The organism is Duganella sp. AC237, assembly GCF_979254035.1.
Genome location: NZ_CEEDEW010000003.1, coordinates 3,212,902 through 3,229,117, shown reverse-complemented (window position 1 = coordinate 3,229,117; position 16,216 = coordinate 3,212,902). Strand labels below are relative to the sequence as shown.

Genomic DNA, 16,216 nt, shown 5'->3' with positions numbered 1-16,216 from the left:
CGGAAAGTTGCTAAACCAGACAACTCACGTTATAGTGAGAATAATTCTCATTAAGATTTTGATGTCTGGCCCTCCGCTGAACGGAAACAAGCATGTCCAACGCTGACGCGCATCGACAAATAGGCACGCTCTATAACGAGCATCACGGCTGGCTTGCCACTTGGCTGGGCCATAAGCTCAATTGCCGCAATCTGGGCGCCGAGTTGGCCCAGGATACCTTTGTGCGGCTGCTGACGGCGCGCCTGCCGCAGGATTTGCGCGAGCCGCGCGCCTATCTGACCGCCGTCGCCAAGGGACTGATGGTCAGCCATCTGCGCCGCAGGAAACTTGAAAACGCCTATCTGGAGGCGCTGGCCACGCAGCCCGAGGCCGTCCAGCCGTCGCCGGAGGATCGTCTGGCCGTGCTTGAGACGCTGACCGAAATCGATAACATCCTCGACCGCCTGCCTAACAAAGCCCGGCAGGTGTTCCTGCTGGCCCAGCTCGACGGCCTGAGCTACGCCGAGATCTGCGCGCTGCTGAACTTGTCGCTGAGCACGGTCAAGCGCCACATGGTGCTGGCCTTCCGTCGCTGCCTGGCAGCATTGTGACGGGCGTCGCGTGAAGGTGGGCTTGCGGCCCGCCCCGCCCGACCGGGCGGCGATTTCAAAACAGATCCTGACCGAGGCGGCCACCTGGCTGATGGAATTGCACGACGGTCCGCTGAGCCAGCAAGAACGCGCGCAGCTCGACGCATGGCGCCAGCGTAGTACCGAGCACGAGCTGGCGTGGGAAAAAGCGACCGCGTTGATGGGCAAGTTCGGCGCCTTGCCGCCCTCCGGCGCCACTGCGCTCAAGACCATGTCGACGCGCGAGCGGCGCGGCGCCGTCAAGCTGGTGGCGGCGCTGCTGGTGGCCGGGCCGATCGGCTGGATGGCCTACCGCAACGCCCCCTGGCCCGACGCCGGCGGCTTCCGCACGGCGACCGGCGGACGCCGCGACATCGTGCTCGACGACGGCACCCGGATCACGCTGAACACCGATACCCACATCGACGTCGCTTACGATCGCGCGCGCCGCATGGTCCACTTGCGCCGCGGCGAGATTCTCATCACCACCGCCAGGGACGGCGCCCGCCCGCCACGCCCGTTCCTGGTCGGCGTCGGCGAAGGGGCGATCCGCGCGCTCGGCACCCGCTTCGTCGTGCGCCAGCTCGACCAGCGCAGCCAGGTGTCGGTGTTCGAGGGCGCGGTCGAGCTGCGGCCGCGCGACGCACCAGCGGCCGCCGCCGTCATTGCGGCCGGCCGCCAGTCGGTGTTTTCCCGCGCGCGCGTCGAGCCGTCCTCGGAGGCCGACGAGGCCGCGATCGCCTGGCAGCACGGCATGCTGATCGCCGACCGCATGCCGTTGGCGCGCTTCGTCGCCGAGCTGAACCGCTACCGACCCGGCACGCTGCGCTGCGCGCCGGCCGTCGCCGGACTTGCGGTGTCGGGCGCGTTCTCGCTGACGGACACCGACCTGACCTTGTCGCTCCTCGAGCAAACCCAGCCGGTCAAGCTGCGCTATGTGACCCGTTTCTGGGCAACCGTCGGGCCGGCCTGATGGGCCGGCCTGAAAAATATTTAAAAAAATCCAAAAATAATTGAGCCTTTCCGCGATCTCGTTCGACATATCAAATAAGAACACCACATTTGATCAGCGAAAGGCCAGTAATGAGTCATCAGCAGCAAACCTCGCGAACCGCCGGCAAGGCCGTCTTCCGGCGCACCGCGTTGTCGGTGGCAATCACCTATGCCGCCGCCGTGTTGTCGGCGGCCGCGTTGGCGCCGCTTGCCCAGGCACAGGCGCCGGCCGACGCCGTCCAGTCCTACGATATTGCCGCCGGCCCGCTGGGTCCGGCGCTGTCGCGCTTTGCCGCCCGCGCGGGCGTGGCGCTGTCGTTCGATGCCGCGCTGTTGGACGGCAAGACCAGTAGCGGCCTGCGCGCGACCGTATCGGTCGACGACGGTTTTTCGCAGTTGCTGAAAGGCAGCGGCCTGCAGGCGCAGCGCCTTACCGGCGGCGGCTTTACGCTCAAACCGGCCGCCGTCGCATCGGCCGCCGTAGCCGCACCGGCGGCGGCTGCGTCCGCCCCCGCTGGCCGGACTGCCCGCACCGACATTGCCGTGGTCGAAATGCCCGCCGTCGAAGTGAGCGCGCAGCGCACCAACAGCACCTTGATCCGTCCGACCCGCCAAAGCACCGTCATCGAACGCGACGAGCTCGACGAGCTGCGCCAGGCCTCCGACAGCCTGGCCACCGTGCTCAGCAAGGCCGTCCCCGGCATGGCCGATTCGAGCCGCACCATCACCGACTACGGCCAGACCCTGCGCGGGCGCAACTCGCTGGTCCTGGTCGACGGCATCCCCCTCAACACCAACCGCGATTCGGCGCGCAACATGGCGGCGCTGAACCTGGCCAGCATCGACAAGGTCGAAGTGCTGCGCGGCAGCAGCGCGATCTACGGGTCCGGCGCCAGCGGCGGCATCATCGCCATCACCACGCGCCCGGCCGGGGGCGCGCCGTACGCCGAAACCGCCTTCTCGCTGCGCTCGCCGCTGTCGCGCCTCGGCAGCGACGGCCTGGGCGGCGAGGTCAGCCACTACATGTCGGGCGCCAGCGGCGCGGTCGATTACGCCGTCAATGTCGGCCTGCAGCACATCGGCGCCTCGTACGACGGCAAGGGCAAGCGCATCGCGCCCGAACCGAGCCAGGGCGACCTGTTCGACAGCGACAACTACACCTTCGGCGGCAAGGTCGGTTTCCGCATCGACCGCGACCAGCGCGTGCAGTTTGCCGCCAGCCGCTATGTCGCCGAGCAGGACAGCGACTACGGCTCCGATCCGTCGGTGGCGCGCCTGCCGGCCGGCAGCGCCGTGGCGCGCCCGGTCGACGGCCTGCGCCTGGACGACCAGAACCAGTTGCGCAACACCTTGCTCAGCGCGAGCTACCAACACCAGGATGTCGCCGGCAGCGCGCTGTCGACCCAGCTGTACTACCGCGATTACTTCACCCGCTTCACCCCGTTCGACGCCCGCGCCGTGTCGACGCGCGGCAACAACGTCGACCAGGTAATGCAAAACTCGGAAGTCTGGGGCGGCCGCGCCACCGTCGACACCCCGCTGGCGGCCAACCTGAAACTGCTGTGGGGCCTGGACTTCAACCAGGAGCGCAGCGACATGCCGGACGACTTTTTCAACGCCGCCGCCTACGACGCCAGCGGCGGCAAGGTGTTCCAGCCGAGCCGAACGATGCTGTACATGCCGCCGCTGACGACGCGCAGCATCGGCGGCTTCGGCCAGGCGCAGTACAAACTCAACCAGGAATGGTCGTTCGAGGGCGGCCTGCGCTACGAACATGCGCGCGCACGCTTCGACGACTTCGTGCCGCTGTCGCAAATCCGCTTCGCCAACCCGCAGCAGGTGCGCGGCGGAAAACTGTCGTACGACGCCTGGATGAGCAATCTCGGCGCCGTCTTCAAACCGGTCGCCGGCCAGGAACTGTACGCCTCGTTCAGCCAGGGCTTCCAACTACCGGACATGGGCCTGCAAATCCGCAACGCCACGCCGGCGTTCAACCTGGCGTCGTCCTCGCTGGAGCCGGTCAAGACCAATAACTACGAGCTGGGCTGGCGCGGCGGCGTCGGCGAGGTCAGCGGCGCGCTGGCGGTGTTCTACACGACCTCCAAGCTGGGCGACGTGCAAAGCTTTAACAACGGCCTGATACTGACCCGCACCGCCGAGAAGATTCGCGGCCTGGAAGCGAGCGTCGACTACCTGCCGCAGTCCAGCCCGTGGGGCGGCGGCGCGACGTTGACGGCGATGTCGGGCCGCGAGACGCCGCAGGGCGGCAGCTCGGACCAGACCATGACCGGCTACCGCATTCCGCCGACCAAGGTCACCGCCTATGCGCAGTACAAGCCCGGCGGCCTCTGGAGCGCCCGCCTGCAGGCGACCCACTTCGGCGCCCGCGATTCGCGCCTGAACGGCCTGACCAGCTTTGGCCGGCGCGATGTGTCGAGCTACACCACGGTCGACCTGATCGCGCGCCTGCAATGGACGACCCGCGACACCGTCACGGTCGGCATCGAAAACCTGTTGGACCGCTACTATCTGCCCGCCTACAGCCAGCTTATGCGCAACAGCAACAATACCAGCCGTTTGCCGGCCACCGGCGCGGCGTTGAGTGTCAGCTATAACCGCCGGTGGTAAGCCGGCGCCATCTGTAAAAAAAACATGTCAGTAGCCGCGCGGCGCCGCATCCCACAAAGATGCGGTCTCCGCGCATCACATGCAACGGGCGCAATCCGCTCAACAGTGAATGCGAATCATTATCAGTGCGGCACAATCTCGCACTGGCGCAGGCGTGGCAGGATACCTATCGGATCGACTTCGCGTGGCTTAACGTCGGCGGCGGCATCGGCGTCACCTACGCCGAGCCGGCGCGCCAGTTCGACTGGCCGCTGTTCTGCACCGGCTTGGCGGGATTGATGGACCAGTTCAAGCCCGGCTTCCAGCTGATCTTCGAGTGCGGCCGCTTTATCAGCGCCGATTGTGGCGTGTACGTCAGCGAGGTGATCGACATCAAGACCACGCACGGCAAAAACTTTGCCATCCTGCGCGGCGGCTCCCACCACTTCCGCCTGCCCGTATCGTGGCAACACAATCATGCGTTCTCGATCGTGCCGCGCGAGCGGTGGCCCTATCCATTCGCCCGTCCGGCCCTTGCCGGCGACGTGGTGACAATTTGCGGCGAGCTATGCCCGCCGAAGGACGTGCTGGCGCAGGATGTCCACGTCGACCGGCTGCGCGCCGGCGACTGCCTGGTCGGGGCGTGAACCATCGGATTAAAATGAGCGAGATTGGATCAGCTTAGCGGCGGCTGCGCCAGCACCGCCGCCAGCAGGCCGGGAAAGCGGCCGTCGATGTCGGCGCGGCGCAGCGTGTTCATGTGGGCGGTGCCCGCCGTTTCCGTGTGCACCAGCCCGGCGTCGCGCAGCACCTTGAAATGGTGCGATACGGTCGATTTAGGGCGGCCGCCGTCGAGCTCGCCGCAGGTGGCGCCGTCCACTTGCGCCAGATGCCGGACGATTTCCAGGCGTATCGAGTCACTGAGCGCGTACAGCACGCGTTCAAGCACGAATTCGTCGGGGGTGGGATGTTTGTAGGGACGCATGAGCAGAATCATACACCTTGCGCTATACTTCTTCCATTGTTCGTATATTTTCGAAATATCGATCTTCTCACTGAGCCACTTTTTTAAAAAAGGAAACCATGTCCGCCCTATTCCAGCCCTACAGCCTGAAAGACGTCACCCTGCGCAACCGTATCGCGGTGCCGCCGATGTGCCAGTATTCCGCCATTGACGGCATTCCCACCGACTGGCACCTGTCGCACTACGCCAGCATCGCGCGCGGCGGCGCCGGACTGGTGATCGTCGAGGCCACCGCCGTCGCGCCCGAGGGACGCATCACGCCGGGCTGCACCGGACTGTGGAACGACGAACAGGCACAGGCGTTCGTGCCGATCGTGCGCGCCATCAAGGCCGCCGGCGCCGTGCCGGGCATCCAGATCGCCCATGCCGGCCGCAAGGCCAGCGCCAACCGGCCATGGGAAGGCGACGACCATATCGCCGACAGCGACGCGCGCGGCTGGCAAACGATCGCGCCGTCCGCCATCGCCTTTGGCGCCAACCTGCCGAAGGTGCCCAAGGCGATGACGCTCGACGACATCGCGCGCGTACGCCAGAACTTCGTCGACACCGCGCGCCGCGCCGTCGAGGCCGGCTTCGAATGGCTGGAGCTGCACTTCGCGCACGGCTACCTTGCGCAGACCTTCTTCTCCGAACACTCGAACCAGCGCGACGACCTCTACGGCGGCAGCGCCGCCAACCGCGCCCGCTTCCTGCTCGAGACGCTCAGGGCCGTGCGTGAGGTGTGGCCCGAAAACCTGCCGTTGACGGTGCGTTTCGGCGTGATCGAATACGACGGCCGCGACGAGCAGACGATGCTGGAGTCGATCGAACTGGTGCGCCAGTTCAAGGCCTCCGGCATGGATATGATCAGCGTCAGCGTCGGCTTCACGATTCCGGACACGTCGATCCCGTGGGGACCGGCCTTCATGGGGCCGGTGGCCGAGCGCGTGCGGCGCGAAGCCGGCGTGCCGGTGTCGTCGGCGTGGGGCTTCGGCACGCCGGCCATCGCCGAGCAGGTGGTGCGCGACCAGCAGCTCGACCTGGTGATGGTCGGCCGCGCGCATCTGGCCAATCCGCACTGGGCCTACTTCGCCGCCAAGGAACTTGGCGTCGAGCGGGCGTCGTGGACGCTGCCGGCGCCGTACGCGCACTGGCTCGAACGCTACTGATCGGGCCAAGCGGCAGTTGACGCGCAGGCGACGCAGGCCATTCACCGGCCTGCGCGGACAGCCGCCCCGCGCCCTCACGCCAACTTGAACGGCATGTCGCGCAACGGCTTGCCGGTCACGCGCGCCAGCGCGTTGGCGAAGGCCGGCGCCAGCGGCGGCAAGCCCGGTTCGCCGATGCCGGTCGGCGGTTCGGCGCTCGGCACGATATGCACGTCGACGGCCGGCATGCTGGGCATGCGGGGCACCGCGAAATCGCCGAAATTGCTTTGCTCGACCACGCCATCCTTGAGCGTGATCGCCGCGCCGGGCAGGCACATCGACAAGCCCATCAGCGCCCCGCCCTGCACCTGCGCCTCGATGCTGCGCGGGTTGACCGCCAGGTTGCAGTGCACGCCGGCGGTGACGCGGTGCAGCACCGGCTCGCCCTGCTTGACCGACGCCTCCACCACATACGCCACCACGCTGTCGAACGACTCGTGCACCGCCACCCCCCAGGCGCGTCCCGCCGCCAGGCGACGCTTGCCATAGCCGCTCTTGTCGACCGCCAGCTGCAGCGCAGCGCGGTGGCGCGCCTGCTTCGGGCTGAGAAGACGCATGCGGTACGCCACCGGGTCCTGTTTGGTCATGCGCGCGATCTCGTCGATCAGCGTCTCCATGACGAAGGCGGTGTGGTTGGAACCGACGCTGCGCCACCACAGGACCGGCACGTTCTGCTTCGGATGATGCACGGTCAGGCGCATCGGGAACGGATACGGATCGCGCATGCCTTCGGTGGCGGTGCCGTCGATGCCGTTCTTGACCTGGAACGGCTCGAACGGCGAGCCGGCCGTGATCGACTGGCCGACGATGGCGTGGTCCCACGCCAGCACGTTGCCGCTGGCGTCGAAGCCGATGTGGGCGCGGTGCAGGTGCATCGGGCGGTAGTAGCCGCCGCGGATGTCGTCCTCGCGGCTCCACACGGTGCGGATCGACGCGACCACGCCGGCCGCCCGGGCGGCCTTGGCGATCTCGCACGCCTCCACCACGAAGTCGTTGGTGGGCACGGCGCGGCGGCCGAAACCACCGCCGGCCACCGCCACGTTCATCTTGACCTTGTCCTGCTTGAGGCCCAGCACGCGCGCGGCGGCGGCCGCGTCGAGGCCCGGCATCTGGGTGCCGGTCCATGATTCGGCGGCGCCGTCGTCCAACTTGACGGTGCAATTGAGCGGCTCCATCGGCGCGTGGGCGAGATACGGGAACACGAAGTCCGCCTTGATGCTCAGCGGCGCGCCGGCCTGCGGCGCCATGTCGGCGTCGAACTTGCGGTTGCCGGGCTGGCCGGCCAGCGCGCGGTACTGGGCGAGCTGCTTTTCGCTGTCGACCTTTTCGACATCGTCGGTGTTCCACTCCAGTTTCAGGGCGTCGCGCCCGCGCTTGGCGTTCCAGTAGCCATCGGCCACCACGGCCACGCCTTCCGCGCCACGGTCGAGCGGCACGCGCAGCACCGCGCGCACACCCTTGATGGCGCGCGCGGCGCTGTCGTCGACCGATTTGATGCGGGCGCCGAACACCGGCGGCCGCGCCACCACCGCCGTCAACTGGCCATCAAGATGGGTATCGATGCCGAACGCCTGCTTGCCGCTGCTCTTGGCCTTGGCGTCGATGCGGCCGGTGGCGCGCCCGATGATGCGGAAGTCCTTGGGGTCCTTCAGCACCACCTTTTGCGGCACCGGCAGCGCGGCGGCGGCCTGCGCCAGCTCGCCATAGCCTATTTGACGCCCGCCCGGCCCCAGCACCTTGCCGGCGCGGGTTTGCAAGGTCGCCACGTCGACGTTCCAGCGTTGCGCGGCGGCCGTCAGCAGCATCGCGCGGGCGCGCGCGCCCAGTTCGCGGTACTGGGTATAACTGTGCTTGATGGCGCCGGAGCCGCCGGTCATGTGCATGCCGAACACCGGATCGACATACGCCGGATCGTCGGTGCCCATCCGTGCGGTGACGAGCGACCAGTCGGCGTCGAGTTCCTCCGCCAGGATCATCGGCAGCCCGGTCTGCACGCCCTGGCCGAATTCGAGCCGGTTGATGGTGACGGTGACAACGCCGTCCGGCGCGATCCGGACGAAGGCCAGCGGCTGCTCGGTCGGTTTGAGGCCGGTGGCCTCCTGCGCCAGCGTCATGCCCGGGAATGTCCCCAGCGCCAGGCCGGACAAGCCCATCACCTTGAGGAAGGCGCGGCGCGGAGGACTGGCCGATGCCAAGACGGTGCCCTGCTCGCGCTCGATCATGTTTTGCAGCGCGCGCGGCAATTCCTTGGGATTGAAGTTGGTCAGCATGATGGTTCCTTTAGGCGAGGGTGCGGGCGGCGTCGGCGACGGCGGCGCGGATGCGGGCGTAGGTGCCGCAACGGCAAATATTGCCGGCCATGGCGGACTCGATCTCGGCGACGCTCGGCTGCTTGCCGCGCGGCAGCGTTTTGAGGAAGGCGATCGCGCTCATGATCTGGCCGCTCTGGCAGTAGCCGCACTGCGCGACATCGTGCTTGACCCAAGCCGCGTGCACGGCCTTGCCGACGCGGTCGCTGCCGTCGGTGGCCGCTTCGATGGTGGTGATCTTCTTGCCGTCGGCGGCGGAGACGGGCGTGACGCACGAGCGGATCGCCTGGCCGTCGAGGTGCACGGTGCAGGCGCCGCACAGCGCCGCGCCACAGCCGAACTTGGTGCCGATCAGGCCGAGCGTGTCACGCAGCGCCCACAGGATGGGCGTGTCGGCGTCGACATCGATGGCGCGCGCGTTGCCGTTGACATTGAGGGTGGTCATGGTAAGCGTATCTCCAGTGAAATTTTATCCACTGGAAGTATGACTTTGGCGGTCCTGAAACCGGTTGCCGAATCCGACCGATATCTTGCCTAAAGCGATGGTTTTCCATTCGCCTGCCGTTCCTGTTCAATCAAAAACCAGCGGCAAGCTGATCATGGCATGGCGAGCCCAAGGCCGTCGGCGACCTGTTCGCGCAGCACGAACTTTTGTATCTTTCCGGTCACCGTCATCGGGAAGGCGTCGACGAACACGATATAGCGCGGCACCTTGTAGTAGGCGATCTGCCCTTCGCAGAAGGCGCGGATCTCGTCGGCGTCGGCCTGCATGCCCGGCCGCAGGATAACGCAGGCGCACAGCTCCTCGCCGTATTTTTTATCGGGCACGCCGACGCACTGCACGTCCTGGATTTTGGGGTGCCGGTACAGGAACTCCTCGACCTCGCGCGGATAGATATTCTCGCCGCCGCGAATGACCATGTCCTTGGAGCGGCCGACGATGGTGGCATAACCCTCTTCGTCGATGACGGCCAGGTCGCCGGTATGCATCCAGCGCGCCGCGTCGATGGTTTCGCGGGTCTTTTCGTCGTCGCCCCAATAACCGAGCATCACCGAGTAGCCGCGCGTGAGCAGCTCGCCCTTGACGCCGCGCGGCACGATGCGGCCGGAGCCGTCGACGATCTTGACCTCCAGATGCGGATGCACCCGGCCGATGGTGGCCACGCGCAGCGCAACCGGGTCGTCGGTCGAACTTTGGAAGCTGACCGGCGACGTCTCGGTCATGCCGTAGGCGATGGTGATCTCGCTCATGTGCATGGTGCCGATGACCCGGTTCATCACCTCGGTCGGGCAAGGCGAGCCGGCCATGATGCCGGTGCGCAAGGTCGACAAGTCATAGTGGCCGAACTCCGGATGGTCGAGGATGGCGATGAACATCGTCGGCACGCCGTGCAAGGCCGTGCAGCGTTCGGCCTGCACCGTCTCCAGCACCGCCTTGGGATCGAAACCCTCGCCGGGAAACACCATGGCGGCGCCGTGCGTGACGCAGGCCAGGTTGCCCAGCACCATGCCGAAGCAGTGGTACAGCGGCACCGGGATACACAGCCGGTCGTCGGCGTCCAGGCGCATCGCCTCGCCGATGAAGAAGCCGTTGTTGAGGATGTTGTGGTGGGTCAGGGTAGCGCCCTTGGGCGCGCCGGTGGTGCCGGAGGTGAACTGGATGTTGACCGGGTCGTCGAACTGCAGCCCCTCATCCACCCGCGCCAGGTGCGCGAGCTGTTCGTCGGTGGGCGGCGCCAGCAACGCGCTGAAGTTGAACATGCCCTCAGTGAGCTCATCGCCCAGCCGGATCACATGCCGCAGGTGCGGCAGCCGGTCGGATTGCAGCGCGCCGGGCTTGGCGTGGTGGATGGCCGGCACGAGGTCGCGCACGATGGCGATGTAGTCGCTGGACTTGAACGCCGGCGCAAGGATCAGCGCGCTGCATTGGACTTTGTCGAGCACGTATTCCAGCTCCGAACGCCGGTACGATGGATTGATGTTCACCATGATGAGACCGGCCCTGGCAGTGGCGAACTGCACCAGTACCCACTCGGCGCAGTTCTGCGACCAGATGCCGACGCGGTCGCCCGGCCGCAGGCCCAGCCTGAGCAAGCCGGCGGCGACGCGGGTCACCCGTTGGTCGAACTCGCGGTAGGTCCAGCGTACGTTTTGATGCGGCACCACCACGGCGTCGCTGTCGCCGTGGCGCGCGGCGACCGAGGCCAGATACGGGCCGATCGTCACACCGATGAGCGGCACGTCGTGGGCGCCGTGAACGTAGCTCAAATTTTGCTGCATAAAAATCTCCTCGTGGCCAGGTACCAGTCATTTTGTGAACTGCGCTTGCAATGATTGCTGGTCGATTTTTACGTTTACGTAAACGTAAGTCAACAATCAGCGTAGCACAGAAGTTTTGACCGCATTGCCAGTGCGGCGACAATCGGACGGTGGTTTGGTAGTTGTTTTAGTGCAACGTTTGAACTTCTAGGACGTTAATTGTCGAGGCCGTTACATTTCCGGGCCGATGTAGCGACTACGATGGGACACACGCTCAAAAAACGGTCGCCGTGCAGACGCAAAGACCATAAAGACAACCTCAAGGAGACGAGTATGAAACAACTGCTGAAGTCGATGTCGGTCGCGGCCTGCGTGCTGGCCCTGCACATTCCGGTGCTGGCGGCAGACGACCGGGGCACGGCGGCCGAGGCCACCGCGCTGGTGCAACGCGCCGCCGAATATCTGAAGGCCAACGGTCCGGCGAAATCCTACGCCGCCTTCAACGACACGGCAGGCCCGTTCAAGGACCGCGACTTGTACGTGTTCGTCATGGACATGAACGGCAAGATGCTCTCGCACGGCGCTAACGCCAAGCTGATCGGCAAGGACTTGACCGCCCTGAAGGATTCGGACGACAAGCTCTTCATCAAGATGATGCTCGACGTCGCCAAGACCAAGGGCAAAGGCTGGGTCGACTACAAATGGCCGCATCCGGTCACCAAGGCGATCGAACCGAAATCGACCTATGTCGAGAAGGTCGACGAGCTGGTGATCGGCTGCGGCATCTATAAACAATAAACGGGCCGTCATGACTCCTGCAGGGCGCCGGATGTCCCTCAGCGGCGGCGCGCCGAACAGCCGCGTGTACTCGCGGCTGAACTGGGAGGCGCTCTCGTAGCCCACCCGCACGGCGGCGCTGCCGGCGTCGATATCCTCGTTCAGCATCAATTGCCGCGCGTCCTGCAAGCGCAGCTGTTTCAGGTATTGCAGCGGGCTCATGCCCGCCACCTCGCGGAAGTGCTGGCGGAAAGTGGACGGGCTCATGTGCGCCTGCGTGGCCAGGTCGTCCATCGGAAAATTCTTCGTGAAATGCTGTTTCAGCCAGGCGATCACTCTGGCGATCTGCTGGCTCGGCGAGCCGGCCATGACCAGGCGGCGCAAGGTCGGGCCGTGTTCGCCCGTGAGCAGGCGGACGGCAATCTCCTGCTGCACCAGCGGTGCCACCAGCGGTGCCAGCGCCGGTTCGCGCAGCAGGCGCAGCAGCTGAATCAACGCGCGCCGCAGGCCGGCGTCCGGCGTGGCGACCGTCAGCCCCAAGGACGGGCCGGTCGTCGCCGGCGTGGGGAAATCCATGGTGGCGGCCACCTGCCCGATCACGCGGGCATCGAGTTGCAGCCATAGGCCCAGATACGGCTCGGCCAGGCTGGCGCTCGTGACATAAGTAACCACCGGCAGGTCGACCGAGGTCACCAGGGTTTGCCCCGGCTTGAAGTCGTAGATGTCGGTCCCCAGTGTCACCCGCTTTTCACCCCGCACCGCCATGCCCAGGCCCATGCCTAAAATGCAGGGCATCGGGTCGGTCGCGGCGCTGCGCCGGTACACCGTGAGCTCGGGCACCGCAGTGGCGTAGTCGCCATCGGTTTGGGCAATCTCACTGATCAGTTCGGCCAAATCGTCTTCCGCCGCCGACGGCTTTTCCACTCCAACATTCATCGCATCCTCGCGTTCAAGCCAACCTCCCGGAGCGTAGCACGGCTTGCGGGCCGGTTTTCCGGCCTGCGCGACGACTCGTCAAATCAGGCAAAAAGCCCATCGGATCCGGCAACCGGTTTTCACCGGCGCGGCGCCACAATGTCGGCACTCAGCAACAATCACCGCCACGGCTACCGACAGGATCAACAATGAAAAAAGTACTAATTATTAATGCGCACCAGTTTTACGAAGGCTTCGCCCCGGGCAGGTTGAACCAGAAGATGGCCGGCGTCATCAAGGAAGAAATGGCGCAACGGGGTTACGAAGTCGTGGAAACGTCGATACAGGAAGGCTACGATATCGCCGGGGAAGTGCAAAAACACGTCGATGCCGACCTGATCGTCTTGCAAACGCCGGTCTACTGGTTCGGCACGCCGTGGATCTACAAGAAATATGTCGACGAGGTGTTCACCGCTGGCCTGGTGCAGCAGAGTTTGCTGACCGACGACGGACGCACCCGCGACGATCCGAGCAAGCAGTACGGTAGCGGCGGCAAGATGCAGCGCAAAAAGTACATGCTGTCGCTGACGTGGAACGCCCCTGCGGCGGCCTTCGGCGACCCTCGCCAATCGCTGTTCGATGGAAAAAGCGTGGACGATGTTTTTGTCGCCAACACCGCCAACTACAAGTTCTGCGGCGCCGAGATCCTGCCCTCCTTCTCCTGTTTTGACGTGGTGAAGCAGGCAGATGTCGAGCGCGATGTCGCGCGGCTGCGCAAACACCTCGCCGGGCTCGGGTTAGACTGGTAACTTGCATTAGAACTGTGGTCGATTTAATGTCGTAGCGAAAAACTAGCCGGGGGAACGCATCATGAAAAAATCATCTCGACCACACGACGAGACGGTAGCGGAGATGTTGCGCGAGGACCCCGACTTTGTCGAAGAGTACCTCGCCGTAGCGATCGATGAAGCAAATGAGAATGGCGGTCGCCAAGCGCTGCTGGCAGCGCTGCGCCATATTGCAGTAGCTCAAGGCGTACCATTGGTCGCCCTGCGGGCAGCTCTCCGACGCAAAAGTGGCCCTTAAGCTGGCTTATCGAGGCGTATCCCGGCCGCCGGCAACGCCACCTCGCTTGACCGGTGCGCGCGGTGGATCGCGTACAGCGCCAGACCCGACACGATGCAGATACCGGCCATCAGCATGAAGAAACCTTGAGGCGTGACCAGCTCCCACAGCGCGCCGGCAAAGCCGGACAGCAGGTTGCCGGTGAACGAACAGAAGAACCAGGCGGCAATGGTGGTGGCGGCGAAGCGCTTCGGCGCCAGGCTGGCGAACAGACCAAGCCCGACCGGAAGGATGTACAACTCGGCCAGCGTGAAGAGGCCGAAAAAGGCCACCAGCCACAGCCAGCTGATGGCAAAGCCGCCGACGCCGCCGACGACGATCAACGCGGCCAGCATGGCATAGGCGGCGCCGACGCCGAGGGCGCCCATGCTCATGCGTTCGAGCGCCGGCGTTGCCCTGCCACTGGCCGCGCGGCGGTTCCAGACCCGCACCAATAGCGGACTGAGCAAAATGACGAACATCGGATTAAGCGATTGGAACCAGGTGACGGGTATCGTCATCCCGAACGCCTGGCGCTCTACCGCCGTGTCGGCCCAGACCGCAAAGGTGTTGCCGGTCTGCTCGTAGGCGATGCGGAACAGCATGACGGCAAGCGCGACGCCGACCAGCATGCGGATGCTGCCGCCGCCGTCGCCCTCCGCCACCGGCGCCTGCCGGTCGGCCGTTCTGGAGACCTCGGCGGGCAGATGCTTGCCACCCAAAATGTAGATCGCCAGCCCGAGGCACATGCCGATGCCGGCCGCGCCGAAACCGTAGTGCCAGCCGTACACCTCGCCGAGCGTGCCGCAGATGAGCGGTGCGAGCAAGCCGCCGAGGTTGACGCCCATATAGTAGACGTTGAACGCGGCGCCGGCGAGCGGATCGCCCTTGGGGTACAGCAGCGGCACCTGGCTGGGCAGATTGGGCAGGAACAGCCCGTTGCCGATCGCGATGACGACCATGGCCGGGAAAAACAGGGCTTCGAACGCCATCATGAAGTGGCCGACGGCCATCAGCGCGCCGCCGGCGACGACGGCCGTCCTGCGACCCAGCCAGCGGTCGGCGATCAGGCCGCCGAAAATCGGCGTCAGGTAGACGCCTGCCGCGTAGGCGCCGAACACGATTGAGGAGAATGCCTGCGTGTAGTGCAGCTCCTTGGTCATGTAGTAGATCTGCAGCGCGCGCATGCCGAAGAACGAAAACTTCTCCCACATCTCGGTCAGGAACAGAATCGTCAACCCCTTGGGCTGGCCGAACCAGGTGCCGTTGTCACGCATACCGGACGTCAGCATGGGAAGCGCGCCGGGCTGATACGGGCCGGATCGAAGCCGGACAAGGCCGGCAAGACGCCGGCGCCTTCGCCCAACAACACCGATGCGTAATAGCGGCCGGCGCCGGGCGCCGACTGGATGCCGTAGCCGCCCTGGCCCGCCGCCCAGAAAAAGTCGGGGACCTTGGGGTCGTATCCGCCCACCAGTTCGCCGTCGGCGACGAAGGTGCGCAGGCCTGCCCACACGTGCGCCGGGCGGCGGATGCGCAGGGTCGTCATGCGTTCGATGTTGTCGATGGCGATGGCGATGTCGAGCTCCTCGGCCTGCACGTCGTGCGGGGCGACCGGGTCGGCGTTGCATGGCGAGCCCAGCAGCATGCCCGCGTCCGGCTTGATGTAGAACGATTCCTGTACATCCAGGAACAGCGGCCAGTGCGACGAGGCGATGCCCTCGGGCGGCGCGAACAGGAAGGCCGAACGGCGTTTGGGCACCAGGCCGACCGGGTCGGCGCCCGCCATCCGGGCGACGGTGTCGGCCCAGGCGCCGGCGGCGTTGACGATCACCGGAGCCTGGAAGACGCTGCGCGCGGTGGTGACGGTCCACTGGCCGTCGGCGCGGCGCAGGCCGGTGACGGCGGCGTCGTAGACGGTGCGTCCGCCGTGCTGGCGCGTGCCGCGCAGGAAGCCCTGCAACAGCGCATCGACGTCGATGTCCGAGGCGTCCTGTTCGAGCACGCCGCCGATGACATGGTCCGCACGCAGCACCGGCAGAAATTCCAGCGCCTCGCGCGCGTCCAGCCGCCGCGCCACCGACGAGGTGGCGCGCACCGCAGCCTCGTGGGCGTCAAGCTCGGCCTCCTGGCCGGGCCCGGCGAACACGAAGGCGCCCCGTGGCGTCAGCAGCGGGTGTTCGCAAAAGCCGGCCGGCGGGTTCCTGAAGAAGTCGATGCCGGCGCGGCTCAGCGCGCGAACCTGCTCCGGCCCGTAGCTTTCCATGAACAGCGCCGCCGAGCGTCCCGTGCTGTGATAGCCCGGCTGCGTTTCGGCCTCCAGCACGATCACGCGCGCCTGGCGCGACAGCCAGTAGGCGACCGAGGCGCCGCCGATGCCGGCGCCGATCACGATGAAGTCCGCGGTTTCCTGACTCATACGACTCCCTATAT

General features: G+C 65.9%; 14 protein-coding genes and 1 pseudogene. 8 read left to right on the top strand and 7 right to left on the bottom strand.

From position 1 onward, the window contains the following. The first annotated feature begins 92 nt into the window (after window positions 1-92). The 4 genes from AC0IYS_RS14595 (at window position 93) to AC0IYS_RS14580 (ending at window position 4,855) form a co-directional block, all read left to right on the top strand. Window positions 93-590, top strand: coding sequence for a sigma-70 family RNA polymerase sigma factor (locus AC0IYS_RS14595; RefSeq protein ID WP_471705818.1), 498 nt, complete (start codon window positions 93-95; stop codon window positions 588-590). Between the two features lie 16 nt (window positions 591-606). Continuing rightward, the gene (locus AC0IYS_RS14590) at window positions 607-1,581 is read left to right on the top strand and encodes a FecR domain-containing protein (protein WP_471708873.1); all 975 of its coding nucleotides are present in this window, start codon (window positions 607-609) and stop codon (window positions 1,579-1,581) included. A gap of 110 nt (window positions 1,582-1,691) precedes the next feature. Then, window positions 1,692-4,229 carry a TonB-dependent receptor gene (locus tag AC0IYS_RS14585; RefSeq protein WP_471705817.1) on the top strand — a complete coding sequence of 846 codons (2,538 nt, stop codon included), beginning with the start codon at window positions 1,692-1,694 and terminating at the stop codon, window positions 4,227-4,229. Window positions 4,230-4,354: 125 nt separating this feature from the next. Continuing rightward, entirely contained in the window at window positions 4,355-4,855 is a 501-nt protein-coding gene (locus tag AC0IYS_RS14580) for a type III PLP-dependent enzyme domain-containing protein (RefSeq protein WP_471705816.1), read from the top strand. A 29-nt stretch (window positions 4,856-4,884) separates the two neighbouring features. Here the strand turns inward: AC0IYS_RS14580 and AC0IYS_RS14575 are convergent, their stop codons facing one another. Beyond that, window positions 4,885-5,193: an ArsR/SmtB family transcription factor gene (locus AC0IYS_RS14575; protein WP_471708871.1), complete on the bottom strand. Its 309-nt coding sequence runs from the start codon at window positions 5,191-5,193 to the stop codon at window positions 4,885-4,887. A gap of 98 nt (window positions 5,194-5,291) precedes the next feature. Here AC0IYS_RS14575 and AC0IYS_RS14570 point away from each other — a divergent pair, with 98 nt between their 5' ends. Further along, on the top strand, window positions 5,292-6,380 hold the full coding sequence (locus tag AC0IYS_RS14570; RefSeq protein ID WP_471705815.1) for an NADH:flavin oxidoreductase/NADH oxidase: 1,089 nt from the start codon (window positions 5,292-5,294) through the stop codon (window positions 6,378-6,380). A gap of 74 nt (window positions 6,381-6,454) precedes the next feature. On the opposite strand, the gene AC0IYS_RS14565 is transcribed toward AC0IYS_RS14570, so the two are convergent. The 3 genes from AC0IYS_RS14565 to AC0IYS_RS14555 all read right to left on the bottom strand — a co-directional run bounded on the left by AC0IYS_RS14565 (window position 6,455) and on the right by AC0IYS_RS14555 (window position 11,008). Beyond that, window positions 6,455-8,689 (bottom strand): xanthine dehydrogenase family protein molybdopterin-binding subunit, encoded by a 2,235-nt coding sequence (locus AC0IYS_RS14565; protein ID WP_471705814.1) that lies wholly within the window; start codon window positions 8,687-8,689, stop codon window positions 6,455-6,457. Between the two features lie 10 nt (window positions 8,690-8,699). Then, the gene (locus AC0IYS_RS14560; protein WP_471705813.1) at window positions 8,700-9,173 is read right to left on the bottom strand and encodes a (2Fe-2S)-binding protein; all 474 of its coding nucleotides are present in this window, start codon (window positions 9,171-9,173) and stop codon (window positions 8,700-8,702) included. A 152-nt stretch (window positions 9,174-9,325) separates the two neighbouring features. After that, window positions 9,326-11,008, bottom strand: coding sequence for an AMP-binding protein (locus AC0IYS_RS14555; RefSeq protein ID WP_471705812.1), 1,683 nt, complete (start codon window positions 11,006-11,008; stop codon window positions 9,326-9,328). 240 nt (window positions 11,009-11,248) lie between these two features. On the opposite strand from AC0IYS_RS14555, the gene AC0IYS_RS14550 reads away from it, so the two are divergent. Continuing rightward, window positions 11,249-11,785, top strand: coding sequence for a cache domain-containing protein (locus AC0IYS_RS14550; protein WP_471708869.1), 537 nt, complete (start codon window positions 11,249-11,251; stop codon window positions 11,783-11,785). 51 nt (window positions 11,786-11,836) lie between these two features. On the opposite strand, the pseudogene AC0IYS_RS14545 reads toward AC0IYS_RS14550, so the two are convergent. Then, window positions 11,837-12,700, bottom strand: a pseudogene (locus tag AC0IYS_RS14545) (AraC family transcriptional regulator); the annotation flags it as partial. Between the two features lie 188 nt (window positions 12,701-12,888). On the opposite strand from AC0IYS_RS14545, the gene AC0IYS_RS14540 reads away from it, so the two are divergent. Beyond that, a complete protein-coding gene (locus AC0IYS_RS14540) occupies window positions 12,889-13,488 on the top strand; it encodes an NAD(P)H-dependent oxidoreductase (RefSeq protein ID WP_471705811.1) in 600 nt (199 codons plus the stop codon). Window positions 13,489-13,549: 61 nt separating this feature from the next. Next, window positions 13,550-13,765, top strand: a complete 216-nt coding sequence (locus AC0IYS_RS14535) for a hypothetical protein (protein WP_471705810.1) — start codon at window positions 13,550-13,552, stop codon at window positions 13,763-13,765. On the opposite strand, the gene AC0IYS_RS14530 is transcribed toward AC0IYS_RS14535, so the two are convergent. Together AC0IYS_RS14530 and AC0IYS_RS14525 are read right to left on the bottom strand one after the other, a co-directional pair. Then, window positions 13,762-15,075 (bottom strand): peptide MFS transporter, encoded by a 1,314-nt coding sequence (locus AC0IYS_RS14530; protein WP_471705808.1) that lies wholly within the window; start codon window positions 15,073-15,075, stop codon window positions 13,762-13,764. The two genes, AC0IYS_RS14535 and AC0IYS_RS14530, sit on opposite strands and share 4 nt — an antisense overlap. Then, complete coding sequence (locus AC0IYS_RS14525; protein WP_471705807.1) at window positions 15,069-16,202, bottom strand: NAD(P)/FAD-dependent oxidoreductase; 1,134 nt, start codon at window positions 16,200-16,202, stop codon at window positions 15,069-15,071. Before AC0IYS_RS14525 ends, AC0IYS_RS14530 begins: the two co-directional genes overlap by 7 nt. Window positions 16,203-16,216 lie beyond the last annotated feature (14 nt).

Coding starts and splice junctions, on each gene's coding strand:
- AC0IYS_RS14595 (WP_471705818.1), top strand. CDS start 93: ATGTCCAACGCTGACGCGCATCGACAAATAGGCACGCTCTATAACGAG.
- AC0IYS_RS14585 (WP_471705817.1), top strand. CDS start 1,692: ATGAGTCATCAGCAGCAAACCTCGCGAACCGCCGGCAAGGCCGTCTTC.
- AC0IYS_RS14575 (WP_471708871.1), bottom strand. CDS start 5,193: ATGCGTCCCTACAAACATCCCACCCCCGACGAATTCGTGCTTGAACGC.
- AC0IYS_RS14570 (WP_471705815.1), top strand. CDS start 5,292: ATGTCCGCCCTATTCCAGCCCTACAGCCTGAAAGACGTCACCCTGCGC.
- AC0IYS_RS14565 (WP_471705814.1), bottom strand. CDS start 8,689: ATGCTGACCAACTTCAATCCCAAGGAATTGCCGCGCGCGCTGCAAAAC.
- AC0IYS_RS14560 (WP_471705813.1), bottom strand. CDS start 9,173: ATGACCACCCTCAATGTCAACGGCAACGCGCGCGCCATCGATGTCGAC.
- AC0IYS_RS14555 (WP_471705812.1), bottom strand. CDS start 11,008: ATGCAGCAAAATTTGAGCTACGTTCACGGCGCCCACGACGTGCCGCTC.
- AC0IYS_RS14550 (WP_471708869.1), top strand. CDS start 11,249: ATGGGACACACGCTCAAAAAACGGTCGCCGTGCAGACGCAAAGACCAT.
- AC0IYS_RS14540 (WP_471705811.1), top strand. CDS start 12,889: ATGAAAAAAGTACTAATTATTAATGCGCACCAGTTTTACGAAGGCTTC.
- AC0IYS_RS14535 (WP_471705810.1), top strand. CDS start 13,550: ATGAAAAAATCATCTCGACCACACGACGAGACGGTAGCGGAGATGTTG.
- AC0IYS_RS14530 (WP_471705808.1), bottom strand. CDS start 15,075: ATGCTGACGTCCGGTATGCGTGACAACGGCACCTGGTTCGGCCAGCCC.
- AC0IYS_RS14525 (WP_471705807.1), bottom strand. CDS start 16,202: ATGAGTCAGGAAACCGCGGACTTCATCGTGATCGGCGCCGGCATCGGC.